At 64.6% G+C, this 23519-nt stretch carries 20 protein-coding genes; 11 read left to right on the top strand and 9 right to left on the bottom strand.

Going from position 1 to position 23519, the window contains the following annotated elements; all coding sequences use genetic code 11:
* Nucleotides 1–103 precede the first annotated feature (103 nt).
* From AC56QQ_RS01535 to AC56QQ_RS01580, 10 genes are all read left to right on the top strand, one after another.
* On the top strand, nucleotides 104–2494 hold the full coding sequence (locus AC56QQ_RS01535) for a thiamine pyrophosphate-dependent enzyme (protein WP_497129269.1): 2391 nt from the start codon (nucleotides 104–106) through the stop codon (nucleotides 2492–2494).
* 33 nt (nucleotides 2495–2527) lie between these two features.
* Nucleotides 2528–3538: an NAD(P)-dependent oxidoreductase gene (locus AC56QQ_RS01540; RefSeq protein ID WP_497125297.1), complete on the top strand. Its 1011-nt coding sequence runs from the start codon at nucleotides 2528–2530 to the stop codon at nucleotides 3536–3538.
* The gene (locus tag AC56QQ_RS01545; RefSeq protein ID WP_497125299.1) at nucleotides 3535–4266 is read left to right on the top strand and encodes an E3 binding domain-containing protein; all 732 of its coding nucleotides are present in this window, start codon (nucleotides 3535–3537) and stop codon (nucleotides 4264–4266) included. The genes AC56QQ_RS01540 and AC56QQ_RS01545 overlap by 4 nt, the downstream gene beginning before the upstream one ends.
* An 82-nt stretch (nucleotides 4267–4348) precedes the next feature.
* On the top strand, nucleotides 4349–5119 hold the full coding sequence (locus tag AC56QQ_RS01550) for a GntR family transcriptional regulator (protein ID WP_489858873.1): 771 nt from the start codon (nucleotides 4349–4351) through the stop codon (nucleotides 5117–5119).
* 295 nt (nucleotides 5120–5414) lie between these two features.
* Nucleotides 5415–6479 (top strand): sugar ABC transporter substrate-binding protein, encoded by a 1065-nt coding sequence (locus tag AC56QQ_RS01555; protein WP_256752510.1) that lies wholly within the window; start codon nucleotides 5415–5417, stop codon nucleotides 6477–6479.
* Between the two features lie 165 nt (nucleotides 6480–6644).
* The gene (locus AC56QQ_RS01560; protein WP_489858871.1) at nucleotides 6645–7712 is read left to right on the top strand and encodes a substrate-binding domain-containing protein; all 1068 of its coding nucleotides are present in this window, start codon (nucleotides 6645–6647) and stop codon (nucleotides 7710–7712) included.
* Between the two features lie 66 nt (nucleotides 7713–7778).
* A complete protein-coding gene (locus tag AC56QQ_RS01565; protein ID WP_489858870.1) occupies nucleotides 7779–9281 on the top strand; it encodes a sugar ABC transporter ATP-binding protein in 1503 nt (500 codons plus the stop codon).
* 36 nt (nucleotides 9282–9317) lie between these two features.
* Nucleotides 9318–10316: an ABC transporter permease gene (locus AC56QQ_RS01570; RefSeq protein ID WP_497125300.1), complete on the top strand. Its 999-nt coding sequence runs from the start codon at nucleotides 9318–9320 to the stop codon at nucleotides 10314–10316.
* Complete coding sequence (locus AC56QQ_RS01575; protein WP_497125302.1) at nucleotides 10313–11281, top strand: ABC transporter permease; 969 nt, start codon at nucleotides 10313–10315, stop codon at nucleotides 11279–11281. The genes AC56QQ_RS01570 and AC56QQ_RS01575 overlap by 4 nt, the downstream gene beginning before the upstream one ends.
* A gap of 2 nt (nucleotides 11282–11283) precedes the next feature.
* Nucleotides 11284–12165 (top strand): SMP-30/gluconolactonase/LRE family protein, encoded by an 882-nt coding sequence (locus AC56QQ_RS01580; protein ID WP_497125303.1) that lies wholly within the window; start codon nucleotides 11284–11286, stop codon nucleotides 12163–12165.
* Between the two features lie 262 nt (nucleotides 12166–12427).
* Here AC56QQ_RS01580 and phnN read toward each other — a convergent pair whose 3' ends face one another.
* The 9 genes from phnN to AC56QQ_RS01625 form a co-directional block, all read right to left on the bottom strand.
* Nucleotides 12428–13057 (bottom strand): phosphonate metabolism protein/1,5-bisphosphokinase (PRPP-forming) PhnN, encoded by a 630-nt coding sequence (gene phnN / locus AC56QQ_RS01585; RefSeq protein WP_497125304.1) that lies wholly within the window; start codon nucleotides 13055–13057, stop codon nucleotides 12428–12430.
* Complete coding sequence (locus AC56QQ_RS01590) at nucleotides 13054–14193, bottom strand: alpha-D-ribose 1-methylphosphonate 5-triphosphate diphosphatase (protein ID WP_497125305.1); 1140 nt, start codon at nucleotides 14191–14193, stop codon at nucleotides 13054–13056. The genes phnN and AC56QQ_RS01590 overlap by 4 nt, the downstream gene beginning before the upstream one ends.
* Before the next feature lie 33 nt (nucleotides 14194–14226).
* Complete coding sequence (locus AC56QQ_RS01595; RefSeq protein WP_497125306.1) at nucleotides 14227–14934, bottom strand: DUF1045 domain-containing protein; 708 nt, start codon at nucleotides 14932–14934, stop codon at nucleotides 14227–14229.
* Nucleotides 14935–15087: 153 nt separating this feature from the next.
* Nucleotides 15088–15900: a 5-deoxy-glucuronate isomerase gene (iolB, locus tag AC56QQ_RS01600; RefSeq protein ID WP_497125307.1), complete on the bottom strand. Its 813-nt coding sequence runs from the start codon at nucleotides 15898–15900 to the stop codon at nucleotides 15088–15090.
* A 5-nt stretch (nucleotides 15901–15905) separates the two neighbouring features.
* Nucleotides 15906–16124 carry a DUF3329 domain-containing protein gene (locus AC56QQ_RS01605; protein WP_497125308.1) on the bottom strand — a complete coding sequence of 73 codons (219 nt, stop codon included), beginning with the start codon at nucleotides 16122–16124 and terminating at the stop codon, nucleotides 15906–15908.
* A gap of 42 nt (nucleotides 16125–16166) precedes the next feature.
* Nucleotides 16167–17084, bottom strand: a complete 918-nt coding sequence (gene iolE, locus AC56QQ_RS01610) for a myo-inosose-2 dehydratase (RefSeq protein ID WP_497125309.1) — start codon at nucleotides 17082–17084, stop codon at nucleotides 16167–16169.
* A gap of 151 nt (nucleotides 17085–17235) precedes the next feature.
* On the bottom strand, nucleotides 17236–19086 hold the full coding sequence (gene iolD / locus AC56QQ_RS01615; RefSeq protein WP_497125310.1) for a 3D-(3,5/4)-trihydroxycyclohexane-1,2-dione acylhydrolase (decyclizing): 1851 nt from the start codon (nucleotides 19084–19086) through the stop codon (nucleotides 17236–17238).
* 35 nt (nucleotides 19087–19121) lie between these two features.
* Nucleotides 19122–21056 (bottom strand): bifunctional 5-dehydro-2-deoxygluconokinase/5-dehydro-2-deoxyphosphogluconate aldolase, encoded by a 1935-nt coding sequence (locus AC56QQ_RS01620; protein ID WP_497125311.1) that lies wholly within the window; start codon nucleotides 21054–21056, stop codon nucleotides 19122–19124.
* A gap of 198 nt (nucleotides 21057–21254) precedes the next feature.
* Nucleotides 21255–22100 carry a MurR/RpiR family transcriptional regulator gene (locus AC56QQ_RS01625; protein ID WP_167365256.1) on the bottom strand — a complete coding sequence of 282 codons (846 nt, stop codon included), beginning with the start codon at nucleotides 22098–22100 and terminating at the stop codon, nucleotides 21255–21257.
* Between the two features lie 155 nt (nucleotides 22101–22255).
* Here AC56QQ_RS01625 and AC56QQ_RS01630 point away from each other — a divergent pair, with 155 nt between their 5' ends.
* Complete coding sequence (locus AC56QQ_RS01630; RefSeq protein ID WP_497125312.1) at nucleotides 22256–23365, top strand: Gfo/Idh/MocA family protein; 1110 nt, start codon at nucleotides 22256–22258, stop codon at nucleotides 23363–23365.
* The last annotated feature ends 154 nt before the right edge of the window (nucleotides 23366–23519 follow it).

The following is a 23519-nucleotide window of genomic DNA, read 5'->3' on the forward strand; positions in this document are numbered from 1 at the left end:
TATGCTATTATAATCTATTATCAGCCGAAGCGAGCGACCAACAAGCTCGCCGCCGGCGCTCTGCAGCCCGGCGCCAGACGGATTCAGGGAGGCTTTGGTGGCAATGTCCGCGGCGCGCACGCGTGAGGATTCCAGGAGTGCGCCAAATCTGCCTGACCGGAAAATCCTGCTCGACCTGTTCGAGCGCATGGTGCTGTTGCGCCGCTTCGAAAGCATCGCCCAGATCGCTTGCCGCAAGGGCGAAACGCCGGGCTTCCTGCATCTCTATATCGGCGAAGAGGCGACAGGCGTCGGCGTCTGTGCGCATCTGCGCCCGACTGACTGGGTTACATCAACCCATCGTGGCCATGGCCACGCGCTGGCCAAGGGCGCCAACCCCGGCCGGGTGATGGCAGAGCTGTTCGGCAAGGTCGACGGCATCTGCGGCGGCCGCGGCGGCACCATGCATCTCTATGATCGCTCGGTCGGCCTGTTCGGCACCAATGGCATCGTCGCCGCCGGCATCGGCCATGCCGTCGGCATCGGCATGAGCGCCCGCCAGCAGGGCCGCGACGACATCGGCGTCGCCTTTTTCGGCGACGGCGCCGCCAATCATGGCGGCTTCCACGAGGCGCTCAACTTCGCCGCCGTGCAGCGCGCCCCGGCGGTCTTCGTCTGCGAGAACAACCTTTACGCCACCGCGACGCCGCTCAAGTCCGTCACGCTCAATCCCGAAATCGCCACCAAGGCCGCGTCCTACGGCATGCCCGGCATTGCCGTCGACGGCAACGACGTCTTCGCCGTCTGGCTGGCCATGAAGGAAGCCACCGAGCGCGCCCGCGCCGGCAAGGGTCCGACGTTGATCGAGGCCAAGACCTATCGCACCGTCGGCCACCATGAGGGCGATCCGGTCATAGGCACCTACCGGACGCAGGAGGAGCTGGACGCCTGGATCAAGCGCGACCCGATCGACATGTTCCGCAAGAAGCTGGTCGAGGACTATGGCATCGCCGATGCCGAGGCGCTGGCGGCCATCGAGTCACGAATCGAGAAGGTGGTCGAGGAAGCGTTGACCTTCGCCCGCAACTCGCCCGAGCCTGACCCGGCAACGGTCCGGCTGCACGTCTTTGCCGATCCGATCAACCCGCCCGCCGCCCTGCAGCCGCGCGCCGCCGGCGAGACCCGCACGCAAGGCTGGCTCGAGGCGGTGCGCGACGGCATTGCCGAGGAAATGCGCGCCAATCCGGCGATCCTCTATTTTGGCGAAGGCACCGGCGAACGCGGCGGCAGCTTCGCCCACACCAGGAATCTCTGGCAGGAGTTCGGCGCCGAGCGCATGGTCGACACGCCGATTTCCGAACAGGGTTTCACCGCCGCCGCCGTCGGCGCTTCGGCCACCGGCGCGCGCACCGTCTCGGACCTGATGTTTGCCGACTTCGCTTTCGAGACCGCCGGGCAGATCTTTTTGCAGGCGGCCAAGCTGCGCTACATGACCAGCGGCCTCATGAGCGCGCCGATGGTGGTGCGCGTCGGCGCAGGCGCGCTGCGCAGTTCCGGTCCGCATCACAGCGGCATCTATCATCCGGTCTTCGCCCACATGCCGGGCCTCATCGTCTGCGTGCCCGCGACCCCTGCCGATGCCAAGGGCCTGATGAAGACGGCGCTGCGGGCCGGCGATCCCGTCATCATGCTCGAACCCAAGGCGTTGTTCGCCTCGAAGGGCGAGGTGCCCGTGGGCGAACATTATGTACCGTTCGGCGTCGCGCGCATCGCCCGGTCCGGTGCCGACATCACCATCGTCGCCGCCGGCCAGATGGTGCAGCGCGCGCTGGAGGCCGCCGAGACGCTGGCCGCCGAAGGCATCGAAGCCGAGGTGATCGACCCGCGCACCATCATGCCCCTCGACATCGACACCATCGTCGCCAGCGTCCGCAAGACGCATCGCCTGCTCATCGTCGACGAAGCCTGGGCGATGTGCGGCCTTGGCGGTGAGATCGCGCAAGCCATCAACGAACTCGCCTTCGACGAACTCGACGCGCCGCCCGGAAGGCTGCACACGGCGCCGACTTCGCATCCCTTCGCGCCGGTGCTGGAGCGCGCCATGCTGGTGGACACCGCTCGCATCGTCCAGGGCGTGCGCGACGTCATCGCTGGTCAGCCGCCGGTGCCGGATCACTGGTACACGGTTGGCCTGAAAAGCACTGCGCCGGCTAAGCCTGCATCTGCTCCGGCCAAGCCGCAGCCCACCGTGCCGGCGATTTCTGCTCCCACTGCCGGCGACGACGAGCCAATAACGATGCCGTTCGGCGATCTCACCGTCAGCGATGGCACCGTCATAAAATGGCTGAAGGCGGTCGGCGATGCAGTCAAGGAGGGCGAACTGATCGCCGAGATCGAAACCGACAAGGCCGTGGTCGAGATCGAGGCCCCGGTCAGGGGCACGCTTGTCGCAATCGACCAGCCGGTTGGCGCCGTGGTGCCAATGGGCGGCCGCATCGGCGGCATCAGGAAATAGACCACCACCAGATATGAAATCCGAAGGGCAAGCATGAAGATCCTGTGCGCCAACTGGCAAGCCGCCGACGAGGCCGAACTCGAACGCGAGCATTATCCCGACATCGAACTCATCCTGGCCCGCTCGACGAATGACAAGGCTGCCAGCCTCGATCCCGCAATCTGTCGGTCGGTCGATGCAGTCATCAACTATTCGCCGACCCACAATGTCGCGGCCGCTCCGACCGCCTTTCCCAAGGCAAGGATCGCGGTGCGCTCGGGCGTCGGCTTCGACAACATCGACACCGCGGGCTGGGGCGCGCGCAATATCCCGGCCTGCAATGTTCCGGACTATGGCACGACGGAAGTCGCCGACCACGCCATCGGGCTGATGCTGGCGCTGACGCGCGGCACCTCCGCCTATGGCGCGGAGCTTTCCGGCAACGGCGCCGAAGGCTGGCATTTCTCCAGGGCGCCGCTGGTGCGCCGGCACAAGGGTGCCACCTTCGGCGTTGTCGGGCTTGGCCGCATCGGGCTTGCCGCTGCCCGCCGCGCCGCCGCTTTCGACATGAAGGTGGTGTTCCACGACCCGCATCTTCTGTCCGGCGTCGACCTCTCGACCGGCTACGAGCGGGTCCATTCGCTGGTCGAGCTGATGGGGCGGGCGGATGTGGTGAGCGTTCACACGCCGTTGACCGAGGAAACCCGCAAGCTGCTTGGGGCGGCTGCCTTCGCCGCCGCCAAGCCGGGTCTTATCCTGGTCAACACGGCGCGCGGCCCGATCGTCGATCTCGACGCGCTGGAAGCGGTGATGCGCGACGGCACCGTCGCCGGGGCCGGGCTGGACGTGCTGCCGAACGAACCGGGCGATCTCGACCATCCGCTGCTGGCGGCATGGCGGCGCCGCGAGCCGTGGATCGCCAACCGGCTGATCGTCACCCCGCACGCAGCCTTCTGTAGCCCGGCGGCGATGCGCGATCTCAGGCTGAAATCGATCGAAGTGGTGCACGCCTACCTCGCCGAGGGCCGGCTCACAAACTGCGTCAATTCCGAGTATCTGAAATGAACATAGCGGTCGGCCAAACCCAGCGTCTGGCGGCGTCGCCCTATGCGCGCCGCCTGGCGCGCGAGCGTGGCTTTCCGCTAGAAACGCTCCGTGGCAGCGGCCCAGGCGGGCGTATCCTGGCCGCCGACGTGCGGGGCTTCGTCCCGGTTCCCACCCCTGTAAATTCGCCTGATATCATTGCCCCTGCTGCCGCCGCGCCATCTGTCGCCGCGCCGCGCGTGGCCGCTTTCGCCGCATCGCTCGCGCTGGGCGCGCTGCGCGAATTGCTGGCCGCGCTGGAGAGCACCGGAAAAGTGTTCGACATCGACGACGTGCTGCTGCGCGCGGCGGGCCGTGCATTCGCTGAAACTCCCGAGGCCGCCAAGCCCGGCGGCGCACCGGTGGCTCTGGAACTCGCCGGACGGCAAGCGGTCTTCGCGGCTGCCCCGCAGGTTACCTTGACGTCACTGCGCTCGACGCGGCTTGCGGCCCTGGCCGACACCCAAGACGACGCGGAAAAACCGGCCGAGCTGTCCTTGCGGCTCTTGCCGGCGAGCGAAATCCGGCCGCTGATGATGCCGCTTCTGCCGGGCCGCGCCATGCGCCTGACCGTCTGCGTCGCCGCGGGAGGTGACCATGCCGAATGCCTGCTCACCACGGATACGGCAAGCCTTGACGAGGCGGCCGCTGCCGCGTGGCTCGCCGCCCTGAAATCGGCGATCGAACACCCGCTCCGGCTCTTCGTTTGACGTTCAGCATCGTCGGCTGCATCGCCTAGCCTCGGGGCAATGAAGCTATTATAAAAGCTTCGACACAGGCGCGACGAGGCTCATGGATCACTCCGTTCCCACCATCGATAGTCTTCCCCGGCGCACACTCGGCCGCTCGAACGGGCCGCTTTACCGCCAGCTTGCCGACATCCTGCGCGAGCCGATCGGCAACGGCACCTTCCCCGTCGGCGGTGAACTGCCGAAGGAGGCGACCATTGCCGAGCATTTCGGCGTCAGCCTGATCACCGTGCGCCAGGCCTTGCGGGACCTCGAGGCCGACGGGCTGATCAGGAAGCGGTCGGCGAAACCAGCGGTGGTTACGGCGCGCAATCCGTCGGTCAACCTCAGCTGGAAATTCAAGAACTTCGCCGACATGGCGGCCTTCACCAAGGATGCCGAGCTGACGGTGAAATCCTATCGCAAGGAGGTCTCCCCGGTGCTTCAGCGCCATTTCGGCATGGGCAAGGACGAGGCGGGCTACTGCTTGCGCGGCATCCTATCGGTGGGCGACCAGAAGAAGGCCCAGATCACCAGCTATTTCCCGCCTTCTGTCGGTGCGAAGCTGAAGCGGGACGATTTTTCCGACGTGCTGATCTTTCGTTCGGTGCAACGGCATCTCGGCCTGCGGCTGGACGTCGCGCATGTCACGGTCCGCGCCGAGATCGCCGACGAGGCCATCGCGGAAGACCTCGGCATCGCGCTGGGCAGTGCGGTCCTGAGCGTGGAGATGCTCTACCAGTCGGCCGACCAGCAGAGCATCGAGTTCACCATCGCGCGGCATCCTGCCGATCTCTTCAGCATCAGCTACGACGCGCCGAACGACCTCGCCTGACCCCTGACCGGCGCGATTGTCACGCCGATTTCGTCGTCTCGGCCATGGACAGCTTTATAAAATTATAATAGCATCATAGCTAGGATGGAGGCTGCGTCGGGAACCGCGATCGAACGTGGATGCGCAGCCGCATCCGACGTCGAGCATTCGCCTGGTGCGTGTCGCCCAAGTGCGCAGTGGTTCTGGGGTAACGGCATGCACAAAACAAAGTCTGTCCATAAGGGGGTGTGCCGCGAAGGCACTTGATAGGCGGCGGCGTTCGCGCGGCTGACACCAAACACGGGAGGAGGAAATCATGAAAGCAGGCGCATTCTTCGCCGGCCTTGCGGTGATCGCGACGACTTTGCTGTCGATCGATGCCGTGCCGGCCAACGCACAGGACAAGAAGCCCTACACCATCTATCTGTCCAACAATTTCGTCGGCAACGACTGGCGCCAGCAGATGTTGCGCAGCGCCGACATCGCGGTCAAGAAGCCGCCGCTTGCCGGTCGCGTCGACCTCAAGGTCGAGGTGGTCGAGACCACGGTCCAGGCGCAGATCAATTCCCTCAACAACATCATTCGCAACAAGCCCGACGCCATCGTGATCGACGCGGGCTCCGGCGAAGCGCTCAACCCAACGATCGAGAAGGCCTGCAAGGCCGGGATCGTGGTCATCGCCTTCGACCAGATCGTCAGCGCGCCCTGCGCCTACACGATGGAGTCCGACTGGGGCCGCGCGCCGCGCGTCGAGGCCGAATGGCTGGTCAAGAAACTCGGCGGCAAGGGCAAGATCCTCGTTGACCGTGGGCTTGCCGGTGCTCCGATCTCCGCCCAGCTGCAGGGTGGTTTCGAGGAAGTCATCAAGAAATATCCCGGCATTGAAGTGGTCGGTTATTTCAACGGCGACTATGCGCTGGGACCGGAGCAGGCCGGCGTCGCCAGCTTGCTGGCGGCGCACCCGCAAGTCGACGCCATCTTCGTCCAGGGCTACGGCGCCGGAGCGATCAAGGCGCTGCAGGACGCCGGTCGCCCGATCGTTCCCATCACCGGCAGTCCGTTCAACCTGACGACGACGACCTGTGCGCAGACCCAGGGCGCCCAGTGCATTCTTGCACCCAACCCTGCCTATCTGTCGGCCGAGGCCTTGAAGCTCGCGGTGGAGATACTGGACGGCAAGAAGCCAGCGGAGAAAAAGATCCTGCTGCGCAATGCCTTCCTCACCACCGATCCGGTCCCGTCGGAATTGTATCCCGATGCGACCATGCAGAAGATAGAGGTCGGCAAGAACGCCTTTCCGGACATGGCTCCGGGCCTGTTTCTTCCAGTCAGCCCGGACTGGGTTGAAATCACCCCGGCCGAGGCCGCCGGCTCGAAATGACGATGCCTGCCGATCGGTGACGAAATGGTCGCCTCCAGGCCTCTCCAATGCGCCTTGGCTTAAATTGACAAGGCGCATTGGTACCGGTATCAATTTACACGCAGCACCCACCAAGATGGCGAAGTCCGTCACCGGCTGATGCAGGAAACGCAAGGAGGAGAGATCATGAAACTGAAGACAATTTGCGCCGGACTGGCAAGCCTTGCCGTGTCCGCGATCGCCATCGGCACGGTGCCTAGCCACGCCGAAGACAAGAAGCCCTACACCATCTATCTCTCGAACAATTTCGTCGGCAATGACTGGCGCCAGCAGATGGAGCGTGTCGCCACCGTGTCGGTCAACAAGGGACCGCTGAAGGGCCGCGTCGATCTCAAGATCGAGAACGTCGAGAACACGGTCCAGGCGCAGATCAACTCACTGAACAACATCATTCGTCAGAAGCCCGACGCCATCCTCGTCGATGCCGGTTCGGATTCGGCATTGAACCCGACCATCAAGAAGGCCTGCGACGCCGGCATCGTCGTCATCAGCTTCGACCAGGTGGTGACCGAGCCCTGCGCTTTCGCCGTCGCCTCCGACTGGGACCGCATCCCCTCGGTCATGGCCGAGTGGATGGCCGTGCAGCTTGGCGGCAAGGGCAACATCATCCTCGACCGCGGCCTTGCGGGCGCGCCGATCTCGGCGCAATTGCAGCAGGGCTACGAGAAGGTGCTGGCCAAATATCCCGACATCAAGGTCGTCGGCTACTACAACGGCAATTACGCGCTCGGGCCGGAGCAATCGGGCGTCGCGGCCCTGCTTGCCGCCAATCCGAAGATCGACGGCATCATGACGCAAGGCTATGGCTCCGGCGCCATCCAGGCGCTGAAGGATGCCGGCCGGCCGATCGTCCCGGTCGTCGGCTTCTCCTACAATGTTGCCGCGCTCACCTGTGCGCAGACGCAAGGCGCCAAGTGCATCCTCGGCTCGAACCCGGCCTATCTCTCCTCGGAAGCGATCAAGCTGGCGGTCGACATTCTCGACACCGGCAAGAAGCCGGCCGAGCGCTCCATCTCGGTCAAGGGGGACTTCGTCACCACCGACCCGTTCGAGTCCAAGCTTTACCCCGGCACCAAGATGATCAAGATCGCGGTCGGCGAAAATGCCTTCCCCGACCAGGCGCCCGGCCTGACGCTGCCGATCACGCCCGACTGGGTCGAGATCACCGCCGCGGAAGCCGCCGGCAGCAAGTAACATCTGTCACCGCGACCCTGTCTCCCGGCATCGCAGGATGTCGGGAGAGCTTTTCGAGAGCAGCCCATGGACCTCGTCACCGTCAAAGGCCTGTCCAAACGCTATGGTGGCATCGTCGCGCTAAGCGAGGCGACATTCAGCGCCCGCGCCGGCGAAGTGCACGCGCTGCTCGGCGAGAATGGCGCGGGCAAGAGCACCTTCATCCAGATCCTGTCTGGCGCCGTGCGGCATGATGGCGGCTCGATCCTGGTCGACGGCCAGGACTATCGCCCGGCCAATCCGGATGCTGCCCAGGCGCGCGGCATCGCCGCCGTCTTCCAGGAGCTGTCGCTGATCCCCGATCTCAGCGTCGAGCAGAACATCTGGTTCCGCCACGAACCAAGAACGCTTCTGCGCACCGTCAATCGCGCCGAGATGCGCCGCAAGACGCTGGCTCTGCTCGACAAATACGACTTCCCGGCGCTGCGTCCCGATCAGGAATTGCGGCGGCTGACACTGGCCGAGCGGCAGATCGTCGAGATCGCCAAGGGCCTGGCCAAGGACCCGCGCATCCTGATCCTCGACGAGGCGACCTCGGCGTTGCCCGCGCGGGAGGCTGAGTGGCTGCTCAAGCTCACCCGGCAACTGGCCGCCGAGGGCAGGCTGGTCATCTTCATCTCGCACCGCATGGCCGAGGTGCGTGCCATCGCCGACCGGCTGACGATCTTCCGCAATGGCAGCACCATTGCGGTACACGAAGCCAATGCCGTGTCCGACAACGAGATCGTCACCCAGATGATCGGCCGGCACCTCGACCGGCTCTATCCCGAGCGCGTTGCCACCGCGACCGACCGCATCGCGCTGAGCGTCAAGGGGTTCTCGAGCGGCAGCCGGCTCTCCGGCGTCGACTTTGCGCTGCGCGAGGGCGAGGTGCTCGGCGTCGGCGGTCTGCAGGGCCACGGCCAGCGCGAACTGTTCCAGGCGCTGTTCGGCGCCAGCAAGGCCAGCGGCACCATCGAACTCTGGGGCAAGCCGGTTTCGATCGGCAATCCGCGCCAGGCCCTGACCGGCAAGGACGGTATCGCATTGGTGCCGGAGGATCGGCGCGGGCAGGGTCTGCTTCTGACCAAGAGCGTGCGCGAGAACCTGACACTGTCGGTCATCAAGCGTTTCACGGAAAACGGGTTGCTGAGCCGGCAAAAGGAAGCGGCCCTGGTCAAGGAAATGGTCGACTTCCTGCGCATCAAGGCCGGTACGCCGGAACAGCTTGCCGGCACTTTGTCCGGCGGCAACCAGCAGAAGGTGATCTTCGGCAAGATGCTGCTCACGCAAGCGCGGGTGCTGCTGCTCTACGATCCGACGCGCGGCGTCGATGTCGGCACCAAGGGCGAGATCTTCCAGCTGATGCGCGACCTCGCGGCCAAGGGCTATGCAATCCTGTTCCATTCGAGCGACATGCCGGAGCTCGTTCATGTCGCCGACCGCGTGCTGGTGATGCGCAACGGCCGCGTGGCAGCGACGCTCGAGGGCGACCGCATTTCGGAGGCGGGCATTTTGCGCGCCGCCATGCTTGAAAGCGAGGCGGCCTGAGGCATGGTGATGGCGATCGCGGAGCAACCTGTGGAAATGGCGCAAAGGCCCGCCGAAATGAAATCCGCCAAGCCGGGCATCGACTGGCGGGGCCGCCTGCTCGACCGCGCGCCGTTCCTCGTCGCGTGCCTGATGCTGGCCTTGATCGTCGCCATCTACGGCAGCCTGCAGTCCGGCGTCTTTTCGCTGGATGAGCTGAACCTCGACACGGCGGCGGCGCTGACGCTGATGCTGGCGGCGACCGGCCAGACCATCGTGCTGGTGCGCGGCGGCATTGATCTGTCGATCGGCGGCATGATCAGCCTCGGCACGGTGATCGCGGCAACGCGGTTTACCGACGACGCCTCGACCGTGGCACTTTGGGCGCTGGCCATCCTCGCGCTCGGCTTCCTGATCGGCGCGCTCAATGGTCTGCTGATCTCGCTGCTCAAGCTGCAGCCCTTCCTGGTGACGCTCGCCACATGGTCGATCCTCAACGGCGTCGCCATGATCATCCTGCCGACCGATGGCGGCAGTGTGCCGAGCTGGTGGGTCGGCTTCGGCTACGCGCAACTGTTCGGCCTGACCAGTCCGGTGTGGATGCTGCTGGCGCTACTGCTGTTCTGGTGGTGGTTCGGCGCCACCCGCGTCGGCATCACCATCCAGGCGACCGGCTCCAACGAAAAGTCGGCCTTCCTGTCGGGCGTATCGATCACCCGAGTCAACGTCATCACCTATGGCCTCTCCGGCCTGTTCGCGGCGGGGGCGGCACTGTTTCTGACGACGCAGACCGGCGCCGGCTCGCCAACCATCGGCAAGGACTACATCCTGCCTTCGGTGGCGGCGGCGGTCATCGGCGGCGTCAGCCTGTTCGGCGGCCGTGGCCATCTCGCCGGCACGCTGATCGGCGCCTTCGTGCTCACCCTGATCGGCAATCTGGTCTTCGTCCTGCATGTGTCAAGCTACTGGCAGCCGGTCGCCTCGGGCGTCATCCTGCTACTCTCGGTGCTGGCCAGTTCCGTCGCCGAGAAAGCCGCAAGGGGCCGTGTCCAATGAACGCCTTCCTCGCCCGCAACCGGCTCATCGTGCTTGCCTATGCCGGCATGATCGTGTTGCTCCTGGTCACGGCGCTGTTCTCGCCGGGCTTCCTGTCGGTCTCCAACATGCGCTCGACCGTCGTGCTGGCCGCCTTTGTCGGCATCGTCGCGCTCGGCCAGACCTTCGTCATCATCGGCGGCGGCATCGACCTGTCGGTGCCCTGGGTGCTCAATTCGGCGGCGATTGTCATGGCGCTGCTGTGCGGCGGCCAGGACCTGCCGCTGGTCTGGGTCATGCCGTTGCTGCTCGCCGGCGGCGCCTTAGTCGGGCTGATCAACGGCGTCGGCGTCGCCCAGTTCGGCGTGCCGCCAATCATCATGACGCTGGCCACCAACGTCATCCTGCAAGGCCTGATCCTGGTGCTGACCGGCGGTTCGCCGACGCCCTCGGCGCCGGCCTTGATCCAATACCTTTCGGTAGGTCGCATCGGCGCCTTCCCGGTGATCGCACTGATCTGGCTTGCGCTGACGCTGGTGGCGACGCTGCTGCTCTCCAAGGCGGCGTTCGGCCGCCATCTCTATGCGCTCGGCACCAGCGCCACGGTCGCCGAATTCTCCGGCGTGCCGACGGCGCGCACCACCATCCTGACCTATGTGATTTCCGGGCTCACCGCCGCCTTCGCCGGCATGCTGCTCACAGGCTATTCCGGCCAGGCCTATCTCGGCATGGGCGACGCCTATCTGTTCACCTCGATCGCGGCGGTCGCCATCGGCGGCGCCTCGATCCTCGGCGGCAGCGGCCACTATCTCGGCACCGTCGCCGGCGCCATGGTGCTCACCATTCTCACAGGCCTGCTGCCGGCGCTGAACCTGTCGAGCGGTGCGCTGCTCATCGTCTATGGCGCGGTGATCCTGCTTACCGTGTCGATCGGCAGCGAAACCTTTGCCGGACTTGGCGGCAAGATGCGCAGAAGGGAGGGCTGATCATGGTCGAAATCACCTGCGTCGTCGATGCCGGGGCCGAGCTCGGCGAAGGCACGCTCTGGGACCCGAAGGCCGGCGTTCTGTGGTGGATCGACATCTGGAAGAAGCTGATCCATCGCTACGATCCATCGACCGGCAAGGACAATGTTTTCGAGACGCCGGAATATCTCGGCTGCCTTGGCCTGCGCGAGAAGGGTGGCCTGGTGCTGACCATGACAAACGGCTTCCATTTCTTCGACCCGGCAACCGGCAGGTTCGAGGCGATCGTCGACCCGGAAGCGCATATGCCGAAAACCCGCTTCAACGACGGCAAGCCGGACCGCCAGGGCCGTTTCTGGTCGGGCTCGATGTTCGAGGTGCCGGGCCAGCCGATCGAGTTCATCGGCGCGCTCTACCGGCTCGATCCAGACCTTTCGGTCCACAAGATGATCGACGGCATCGGCTGCTCCAACGGGCTGGCCTGGAGCCCGGATTCAAAGACCATGTATTTCTCCGACAGCCATGCCGGCGCGGTGTGGGCCTATGATTTCGATGCCGCCACCGGCGATATCGAGAACCGACGCACCTTCATCGACATGACGGTGACCGGCGGCGTCGCCGACGGCGCCACCGTCGATGCGGAAGGCTGCTACTGGGTGACCATCCCGGTGACCGGCAAGGTCTGTCGCTACGATCCGGACGGTGAGCTGATGCAGACCGTGCTGCTGCCGACCGACCTGCCGACCTGCTGCGAATTCGGCGGCAAGGACCTCGACGTCCTCTATGTCACCTCGGCCGTGCTCCGGCGTCCGGCCAGTCACTTCGTCCGCCAGAAGCATCCAGGCGGGCTGTTCGCGCTCGACGTCGGCGTCAAGGGCCTGACGCTGCCAGCGTTCAAAGGCTAGCGGCCGCTACCCTACGCAGCCGACCAGCGGCGTCTCGACCTTGCGCATCATTCCGGCAGCGAAACGACGCCCGAAATAGCCTGCATTCGGTGGGTTTCTTCAAGTCGCAGTGGGCGTCGCGTGGCGCGAAGCCAAGACCCCGTTGCGTGAGCTTGTGCGACCTAGAGCAATTCCAGGAAAGTGTGAAACGGTTTTCCGTCCGGAATTGCGTCAAAACAAAGAGTTAGAGCGGTTTGCCGTTTCCGTGAAACGGTGAACTGCTCTAGATCAGACCCGACATGTCGGAAAAGGCCATCGCCTTGCGCAGCAGCTCGGCGAAACGCTCGCCAGCCGTTTCGCGCGGACCGCTGTTGTCGATCGAGGTGACGCCCGGCCCGGACAAGGTCACATTGGCGCTGCGCGCCAGCCGCGCCAGCACTTCGCCGCGTGACTCGCGGCCGCGCATCGCCAACCGCTCGGCCAGCACTTCCGGCGAGGCGGTGATCTCGACGATCGCCAGATTGGCATAACGCTCTCGCAACACCGGAATGATCGCGCGCGACACGTTGGCGACGGCAACATGGCCATTGGCGACCGACCAGTCGACGTCGGCCGGGATGCCATAGCGCAAGCCATGCGCCTCCCAGGAGACGGCAAAGGCGCCATCGGCTTCGGCTTCGACGAAGGCGGCCTCGGCCAGCGTGTCGTGATCCTCGCTTGCGGCATCGCTCGGCCTGGTGATGACGCGGCGGACGAACTCCAGCCGGGTCTCCTCGGCGAAGCGGGCGCGGGCGTAGCCGATCACCGTGTCCTTGCCGGCGCCGCTCGGGCCCACAACGGCGACGAAGACGCCGTCGCGGATCGGAAACGTTTCGGCGGACAGTTCACGCTCGATCAACGCCGACACCATCATGCAACCCGGCGTCCCTGCCGCCAGACCGTGCGCACCACCGGAACATGGTCGTCGACGCGTACGCGCACCAGGTCGGCGCGCCGGCCTTGTTCAATCACGCCGCGGTCGGTCAGGCCAACGGCTTCGGCAGGGTTCTTCGACACCATGGCGACCGCTTGCGGCAAGCTAATGCCCTCGACGACATCGCCAAGGAAGAAGGCGGACTGGATCAGGCTGAAGGGAATGTAGTCGGACGACAAGATGTCGAGCAGGCCGTCGCCGGCCAGCGTACGAGCCGAGACATTGCCCGAATGCGAGGCGCCGCGCATGACGTTGGGCGCGCCCATCAGCACGCCGAGCCCGGCCTCTTTCGAGGCCCTTGCGGCTTCCTCCGTGGTGGGAAACTCGGCGACGCGCACACCTTGCTCGATCGCTTCGTCGACATGGCCAATGGTGGCGTCGTCATGGCTTGCGAGTACGATGCCGCGCTCACGGCAGGCGGCGGCGATCACCGCCCGGTTCGGTGCCGAATTCCGCGCCGATTCCGCCATCCGCTTTTCGCAGAACACTTTGAAATCGCGGTCGGTGAGCTTCAGCTTGCGCTGGTAGTAGTAGGCATAGGTTTCGAGATTGACGAACTGGCGTTGGCCGGGCGCGTGGTCCATCAGCGATGCCAGCTTGACCCGCTCGTCGCCGTCGAAATTGGCGAATGCCTTGAGGCAATCCGGTGCCGAAACCTCGCAGCGCAGATGGATGAAATGGTCGGCGCGCAGCCGATCCTGTTGCACACTGTCCTCGATCGCGTCGGCCAGCTTGCGGATGTCGGCCAACGTCAGGTCGGCGTCTTCGTCCATGCCGACGCGCAAGGCATCGAGCACGGTGGTGATGCCGGCGGTCGCTACCTGTGCGTCATGCGCGAGCACGGCGGCGATCGGGTTCCAGCGCACCTTCGGCCGCGGCGCGTAATGGCCTTCGAGATGGTCGGTGTGGAGTTCGACCAGGCCCGGAATGACATAGTCGCCACCCATGTCCTCGCCGGTGCGGCCGGTGCCGGCATCGATGCCGGCGATGAAGCCGTCACGCAGCACCAGAGAACCCTCGACGATCTCGTCGGCAAGCACGATGCGGGCATTGTGGAGAACAGTCTCGGCGGTCATTTCAGGCAGTCCTTGGTTGTTCCCGGGGTTTGTTCAGGCGGTTTTTCTGGCCTGACGGCGCCCGAGCGCGTGATGGGAGAGCACCATGAACGGCGCCCCCGGTTCGGTTTCGACAAACAGCGTCAGCGCATCGACCAGGACCGGCTGTTGCAGAACCTCCGCGAACAGGCTGTCGATGGCTAGGCGAAGACGAGGGCTTTCCTGTGACGCCGCCCGGCCTGACAGCGTCATGTGGAAGCGAAAGGTTTCGAAGACATAGGGATAGCCCCATTGGCAGAGATTGCGGAATTCACCCGGCTTCAGCGAATCGGGGCTGCGCCGTTCGATCTCGGCTTCGGTCAGCGGCGCGCGAAAACGGTCGAAGTCGCGCACCACGTCATCGGCGAAGCGGTTGAGCGCTGGCAGCGGCGCTTCCGGCACCAGCGCGAAGAAGCCGTCGATCTGGCTGACGACAAGGCGCGGGATTGTCACCACGGGCGTCGCTTCGGCAAATGCGTCGAGCGCGGCGCGCAGCGAGGCTTCCGTCTCGTTGGCAGCCAGGCGGAAGGGCGCTTTCAGCGTCGCGTGAAAACCGTAGCGGCGCGCCGAAGCGGTATGGAAGGCGACTTCGGCCGCCGACAGGTCAGCCACCGCCTCAACTGGTCTTGTCGCGGCGCCGAACGGGTCGCGGCCCAGCCAGTTGGCGGCAATCCGCGCCAGCTTCTCGTCCTGCCGGGGGGTGAAATAGATCGCGTAGCGCATAGGAAGTCCTCGTCAGCTCCGCTGCCATAGGTGATTTCCATGACGGATTGACGAAGCCTTGCTGGCTTTCAGGTAACAAAACGGTGCGGCCGGGTCATTAGCCGACGATTTTTTCGTGCTGGACCAGTCATCAGGTCCTGAAGCAATGGCCGATCAGGCCTTCATCAACCATTCGTGCTCGGGCGCGTTGTGGAATTTCCAAGTCCGCTTCGGCCCGGCCATGACGTTGAGATAGTAAAGGTCGTACCCATGGCAGGCGGCGCAGGGATGATAACCCTTGGGCACCAGCACCACATCGCCGTCCTCGATCGCCATCGCTTCGTCGAGCGTGCGATGGCCATCCTTGTCGGCGTCGGTATAGACGCGCTGGAAGGCAAAGCCCTGCGGCGGGTTGAGGCGGTGATAATAGGTCTCCTCAAGATAGGACTCATCCGGCAGATTGTCCTGGTCGTGCTTGTGCGGAGGGTAACTCGACGTGTGGCCGCCGGGCGTGATGACCTCGACCACCAGCAGCGAGTCGGCCGGCTTGCCCTCCGGCAGGATGTTGGTGACGTAGCGCGTGTTGGTGCCCTTGCCGCGCACCTCCTGGCCGAGATCGTCCGGTGCGATGACGCGAACCGGCAGGCCGCCGCCCAATCCTGGCGCCGAGCACACGGCGAGTTCCAGTTCGGTGTCCGCGGTCACCGACCAGTTGGATCCCTCGGGCATATAGACCGACCAAGGCTTGCCCTCGAAGGGCGACATGCGTTGGCCAAGCAGGCCGAGATCCTTGCCGCCGGCTTTCGCATTGCCCTTGCCGGTAACGAACACCAGGCAGACTTCGCGATCATCCGTTTTTCCGGAAGCCGTTTCGCCGGGTTTCAGCCGATGCAGGTCGAAGCCGACATAGGTCCAACCGGCGCTTTCCGGCGTCACATGGGCGACGCGGCCATAGCCCTTGTCGGCCTTCACCAGCAGCTTCGACATCCGGGTTACTCCTTCGGTTCGGGCTCGGCCGCTGCCTTGTTCTCGTTGGCCGGCCTGTAGAGATAGAAGAACTGCCAGACGCCGTAGCCGGCGAAGCCGAGGGCAATGATGCCCCAGAAGGGCGTGCCGGTGGCGAACTCGATGATTGACCAGATGACGCAGACAGCGACGACGGCGATGCGCCGCCACAGTGGGCGGAAGAACGGGTGTTCGGAATCTTTCATCGGGCCAATCTACAGCAACCTGCTCCGCAGGGAACCATCGCATCAGGCATTGGGGAAACCCTGCGTTTCAACCGTATAGCCGGCGGCGGTCATGACGCGCATCAATTCCTTGTGGCCGACCTGCGCCATTTTGAGCGGCGGGTTCTTCTTCGGGTCCTGCTCGGCCTCGACCACGAACCAGCCCTCGTAGCCATGGTCGGCGAAGCGTTGCACGATGGCGCCGAAATCCAGCGAGCCGTCGCCCGGCACCGTGAAGGCGCCGAGCGCCACGGCATCGAGGAAGGACTGCTTCGTGCGGTCGAGCTTTTCGATCACGCCCATGCGCACGTCCTTCACATGCACATGGTTGATGCGCTTGTGGTGGTTGTCGATGGCACGCAGAACGTCGCCGCCGGCAAAGGCCAGATGTCCCGCATCGAGCAGCAGCGGGATGCCGGCTCCGGAATAACGCATGAAGGCATCGAGCTCCGGCTCGGTCTCGACCACTGCCGCCATGTGATGGTGATAGGACAGCGGCATGCCTTGCTCGGCGCACCATTCGCCAAACTCGGTGAGGCGCTTCGCATAGGCCTTCATCTCGTCGTCCGACAGTTTCGGCTTGGTGGCAAGCGGCTTCGAGCGGTCGCCCTGGATCGAGCGGCCGACCTCGCCATAGACGATGCAAGGCGCATTCACCGCCCGGAACAGGTCGATCATTGGCTGGATGCGGTCCTTGTTCCTGGCCATGTCCTCATCGACCAGCGTGCCCGAGAACCAGCCGCCGCACAGCGTCACGTCGGCTGCCTTCAGGATCGGCAGCATGACATCGGGGTCATTGGGAAAACGCCGGCCCATTTCCATGCCGGTGAAACCGGCCGAACGCGACTGGCGCAGGCACTCCTCCAGCGAGACGTCATCGCTGAGTTCCGCAAGATCGTCGTTCCACCATGCGATGGGGGACATGCCCAGTCTGGCTTTCAAGTCGTCACTCCATTCTAGAACAGTTCATCTTTTCGTCGGCGCTGCCCCTTGCCGGCACCTTCTCCAAGGACGGGGAGAAAGGACAAGCGTCAATGTCCGCGACCCCTCTCCCCATCCTTCACGAGGAGAGGGTAAGGGGGCCGCGCCGAGATCAATCACCAACGCTCTGCATCTGCCGTTTCTCGTCATACGCCTTGCGCGCCGCGTTCACCTGGCTGCGTGCCGAGACCTCGGGCACCGCCACGTCCCACCAATGGCCACCGGCCTCGGTGGAAACGAGCGGGTCGGTGTCGATGACCAGCACGGTGGTGCGGTCGTTCTTCTTGGCCTTTTGCAGTGCGTTTTCGAGCCCCGCTATCGACGGCACTTTCTCGGCGATCGCCCCCATGCTCGCCGAGTGCGCGGCGAAGTCGATGTCGGGCAGAACTTCATGCCGCGCATCCTTCAAGAGATTGTTGAAGTTGGCGCCGCCGGTCGCCATCTGCAGCCGGTTGATGCAGCCATAGCCCCTGTTGTCGAGCAGCACGACGGTCAGCTTCAAACCGAGCATCACCGACGTGGCAATCTCGGAATTCAGCATCAGATAGGAGCCGTCGCCGATCATGACGACGACCTCCTCGTCGGGCTTCGCCATCTTGGTGCCGAGCCCGCCGGCGATTTCGTAGCCCATGGTCGAGAAGCCGTATTCGGCGTGGTAGGAGCCGGGCGCGCCCGCCTGCCAAAGCTTGTGCAGTTCGCCCGGCAGGCCGCCCGCGGCATTCAGCAGCGTCACGCCGGAGCCCATGGCGCGTTGCACGGCACCGATCACCTGTGCGTCGGACGGGTAGGCGGCATTGGTCGACGCCGTCACCTTGGCGGCGTCGGCCCGCCAGGCCTTCTTGCCGGTGGCCGCATTGTCGGTCCAGGCGGAAGGCGCCTTCCAGCCTTTCAGCGCAGCACCCAGTTCGGCGAGCCCTTCGGCCGCGTCGGCGACCAGCGGCAGCGCCCGGTGCTTGCCGGCGTCGAAGGGCTGCACGTTCAAGCCGATGATGGTCTTGCCGGAATTCTTGAACAGCGCCCACGAGCCGGTGGTGAAATCCTGCAGCCGCGTGCCGATGGCCAGCACGACATCGGCGCCCTCGGCCAGCCGGTTGGCCGCCGAGGTGCCGGTGACGCCGACCGCCGCCATGTTGAGCGGATGATGGTCCGGCAACGAGGATTTGCCGCCTTGCGTCTCGCAGACCGGAATGCCGGCGGTCTCGGCGAACTTCGCCAGTTCGTCCGAGGCTTGCGAATAAAGCACACCGCCGCCCGCGATGATGAGCGGCTTCTTCGCGCCCCTGAGCGCCGCCACAGCGGCGGCGAGTTCGTGGCGGTCCGGCCGCGGCCGACGTTGGTGCCAGACCCGCTCGGCAAAGAAGCTCTCGGGATAGTCATAGGCCTCGGCCTGCACGTCCTGGCACAGCGACAGCGTCACCGGACCGCAATCGGCCGGATCGGTCAGCACAGCCAAGGCACGGTTGAGTGCGGGAATGATCTGTTCCGGCCGCGTGATCCGGTCGAAATAGCGCGAAACCGGACGGAAGCAGTCGTTGACCGTCGCCGTGCCGTCGGAGAAATCCTCCGCCTGCTGCAGGACCGGATCGGGAATACGGTTGGCGAAAACATCGCCGGGGAGAAACAGGACTGGCAGCCGGTTGACATGGGCGAGTGCCGCCGCTGTCACCATGTTGAGGGCGCCCGGGCCGATCGAAGAGGTCGCCGCCATGAAACGGCGGCGGAAATTGGCCTTGGCGTAGGCGATCGCCGCATGTGCCATCGCCTGTTCGTTATGGGCGCGGAAGGTCGGCAGTTCGTCTCGCACCTGGTAAAGCGCCTCGCCGATGCCGGCGACATTGCCATGGCCGAAGATCGCCCAGACACCGCCGAAGATCGGCACTTTCCTGCCGTCGATCTCGGTCATCTGCCTGCTGAGAAAGCGGGTCAGCGCCTGCGCCATCGTCAGGCGGATTGTCTTGCTCATGGTGTTCTCCTCCGCAGTCCTTATGCCGCGTCTTCTTATGCTGCCTTGCGGCCGCGCGCGGCAAGCCACGCTTCGGTCAGCTGTTCGAAGCGCGACGCCATGTCGGCCACCGCCTCGTCATCCGACATCTTGCCGGCGAGCCATTGTTCGGCCGCGTGGACGAAGATCGTGCGGCCGACGGCAAACCCCTTGACGATGGGCGCCTTGGCGGTGGCGGCGAAGGCGGCTTCCAGCTCGTCCTGCGGTGCTTCCAGCCCAAGCAGCACGACGCCGCGGCACCAGGGATCGTGTTTCAGGATCACCGCTTCGATCTTGGCCCAGGCGCCTGCCGACGCCTGCGGCTCGAGCTTCCACCAGTCGGGCTTGATGCCGAGCGCATAGAGTTCCTCCAGCGCGCGCGGGATGGTCGTGTCGTCGAGCCTGCCGTGCTTGCCGGCAATGATCTCGATGAGAAGTTCCCTGCCCACTTTCCGCGCCGCCTCGAACAGCGAGCGCAGCTTCTGCTGCTGTTCTTCCTTCAGCGTCGCCGGATCGTCGGGATGATAGAAACACAGGCACTTGATGCAGTGATCGACCGGCCATTCGACCAACTGCGAGCCGATGTCCTGCGAGAATTCGAAGCGCAACGGCCGCGATCCCGGCAGCTCCACCGGCCGGCCAAGCCAGCTGAAGGGATGATGCGCGAATTCAAACATCGCCTTGCGGCCATGTTTCTCGTCGATCAGCATGCCGTAGCCGTTGCGGCCGGCGGCGACCTTTGCCGCTGCCTTGACGGCCAGCACCTTGAAATCGCGGATTCGCGCCGGATCGGCGCCGGCTTTCGCCGCCACGTCCTCCAACTGCACGCGGTGATCGCAGGCGAGCGCCATCAGCGAGGGAATGTCGCGCCGGCGCGTCGTTGCCCAATGGATGTGGTTGATCGCCTCGTCCTTGCGCAAGGCCAGATGCTTGCTGCCGTTCTTGAGGAAGAACTGCAGTTCCTCGAAGGTCGGATACTCCGGAGCGCAGAGCAGCCGCGACACGGCGAAGGCGCCGCAGGCATTGGCCCAGGTCGCCGACGTCGCATGGTCTTCGCCACCCAGCCAGCCGCGCAGGAAGCCGGACATGAAGGCGTCGCCGGCGCCAAGCACATTGTAGATCTCGATCGGGAAACCCTTGCCGACGACACCGTCCTCGAGATCGTCGCTGATCGGGCCGTCATAGACGATGCAGCCCATGGCGCCGCGCTTGAGCACGATGGTCGCCGAGGACAGCGAGCGGATCGTCTTCAGCGCGCTCAGGCAGTCATCGGCGCCCGACGCGATCATGATCTCTTCCTCGGTGCCGACGATGAGGTCGCAATCGGGCAGCACCGTCTTCAGTTGGGCCGAGACGCGGTCCGACTTGACATAGCGCTCGAACCCTTCGGCATGGCCGGCCAGCCCCCACAGATTGGGCCGATAGTCGATGTCGAACACCACCTTGCCGCCCTTGGCCTTGATGATGCGGATCGCCTTGCGCTGGGCCGCATCGCTGTTGGGGCGGGAAAAATGCGTGCCGGTGACGACGATCGAGCGGGCCGAGGCGATGAAGGCTTCGTCGATATCTTCAGGCGCCAGCGCCATGTCGGCGCAGTCGCTGCGGTAGAAGATCATCGGCGAGACACCTTCATCCTCGACCGATAGCAGCACCAGCGCGGTCAGCCGCTCCTTGTCGGTCTTCAGCCCGTCGACATTGACCCCTTCACGCGTCAGCTGCTCGCGGATGAAGCGGCCCATCTGCTCGTCGCCGACGCGGGTGAGCAGTGCCGAGCGCAGGCCGAGCCTGGCCGTGCCGACCGAAATGTTGGCTGGGCAGCCGCCGACCGACTTGGCGAAGGAGGTAATGTCCTCGAGCCTCGAGCCGATCTGCTGGCCGTAGAGGTCGACGGAAGCACGGCCGATGGTGATGACGTCGAGCGGCGTATGTTTCGCTTCCACGGCTTCGCTCATTGGAACCTCCCGTCGGCCTTGTTGTCTTGGGGTACACGCGCGAGCGGCAGCGTGGCGCCGGGAATATGAAATAATAATTCCAATCCATAGTCAATATGGAATGAGCATTCCCCGGTTTAAAATTGCCTGACCATGATCCCGGAAAGTGGCTGCCGGTTTTCGGAAAAGACCATGGTCAAACAAGAAAAAAGGGCCTGTTCAGGCCTTGCGCTTGCGACCCGAGTCGCGCCGTTTCTCGCCGACGCCAACGGTCAGCGCCATGGCCAGCGCCATCGTCGCCGACAGCGAGCGGAAGCCGGCGAAATCCGCCTCGGCAACCTCGAACCAGACCCTGGCGAACTGGGCGAGTGGCGAAAACGAGCTGTCGGTGATGGCGACGATCGGCACGCCCCGCTCGGAAATGGCCCGCGCTTCCTCAATGGTCGCGGGCGCGTAGGGCGAGAAGGAGATGGCGATGACGGCATCCGCCGGCGTGGCGAAGGCGATCATCTCGGCATTGAGACCAGCAGCCGATTCGATCAGCTGGTTGCGGATCTTCAACTTGCCCAGCGCATAGGCGATGTAGGTCGCCACCGGATAGGAGCGGCGCTTGGCCAGCACATAGATGGTCTCGGCCTTAGCCAGGAGGGAGATCGCGTCCTCCAGATGCGTCTCGTCCAGCGTGCGCGAAATGTCGTTGAGCGACGTGCTGGCGGCGGCGACGAAGCCGTCGAAGATCGCGCGGTGGCCGGCGCCGCCTTCGGCCTTGGCGCGCAAGGCCAGCAACCGTTCGTCATAGGACGAGTTGCGCTCCCGCAGCCGCTCGCGAAACACCTGCTGCAGGCTGGTAAAGCCGTCGAAGCCAAGCTGCTGGGCAAAGCGGATCAAGGTCGACGGCTGCACGCCGGCCGAGGCGGCAATGCTGGCGGCGGTGCCGAAAGCGATGTCGTCGGGATTGTCGAGCGCATAGGCGGCGATCTGGGCGATGCGTTTCGGCAGGCTTTCACGCCGGTCCAGGATGGTGGCGCGCAGCGTCTCGAAGTCGCGAGGTACCCGTTCGTCCATCGTCGCCCTGTCCAAGCTCATCTGTGGATGCCCTCTCTGCCTCATCATAGCGAGCCTGCGCAAGAACGCCATAAAAAATGAGGCAGACATTCCATTCCTGGGGAAAATGGACTAATTCATCCATCGAACGCTTCAGGCAGTGGAGAAAACGGAAAATGGTCGGCGTGGGTCTTATCGGCACGGGTTTCATGGGCAAGTGCCATGCCATCGCATGGAGTGCCGTCGGCGCCGTTTTTCCCGACGTGGCCAAGCCACGGCTGGTCCATCTCGGCGAGGTGAATGAGGAACTCGCCAGGCGCAAGGCGGGCGAGTTCGGCTTTGCCAAGGCGTCCGGCGATTGGCGCGCCGTCGTCAACGACCCGGAAGTCGACGTCATTTCCTTGACCACGCCGAACCAGTTCCATCCGGAAATGGCCATCGCCATCCTCGAAGCCGGCAAGCATCTGTGGTGCGAAAAGCCGATGGCGCCAAGCTTCGCCGAAGCCGAGGCGATGGCGGCGGCGGCGAAAAAATCCGGCAAGGTCGCGGCCCTCGGCTACAACTACATCCAGAGCCCGGCCATCCGTCACATCGGCGCGCTGCTCGACGAGAAGATCATCGGCGAGGTCAACCATCTGCGCATCGAGATGGATGAGGATTTCATGGCCGATCCGGAGGCGCTGTTCTTCTGGAAGCACGAGGCCACCTCCGGCTATGGCGCGCTAGACGATTTCGCCGTGCATCCGCTGTCGCTGGTCTCGGCGCTGTTCGGTCGCGTCGCCAGCGTCATCTGCGACATGGCCAAGCCCTATGCCGACCGCAAGCTCGCCGCCGGCGGGCGCCGCGCTGTCGAGACCTACGATATCGCCAGCGTGCTGATGCATCTGGAAAACGGCATTGCCGGCACGCTTCTGGTCAACCGCTCCGCCTGGGGCCGCAAGGGGCGCATCGCCATCCAGATCTTCGGCTCGAAGGGATCGATCCTGTTCGACCAGGAGCGGATGAACGAGTTCCAGCTCTATCTCACCGCCGACCGCCCGACCGAGCAGGGCTACCGCACCATCCTGGTGGCGCCGCACCACAAGCCCTATGACGCCTTCCTGCCGGCACCTGGCCATGGCCTCGGCTTCAACGATCTCAAGGTCATCGAGTGTCATGAATTGCTGACGCACCTTGCCGGAAAGCCGGCGCGGATCATCGATTTTGCCGAAGGACTGGAGATCGAGCGCACGGTGCACGCGATGGCACGCTCCTTCGAGGAAAAGCGCTGGGTGGATGTAAGGTAAGGGCCGCCGTTGGCTTCCCCTTCTCCCCTTGTGGGAGAAGGTGGCCGAGCGAAGCTCGGTCGGATGAGGGGTGCTGGACAGATCGCTACTTGGAAGTCTTAAGCATTTAAAATCATTATATATTTTAACGCAGCGTTTCTTCCAGCACCCGTCA

This window comes from Mesorhizobium sp. RCAM 05099, from assembly GCF_059683685.1.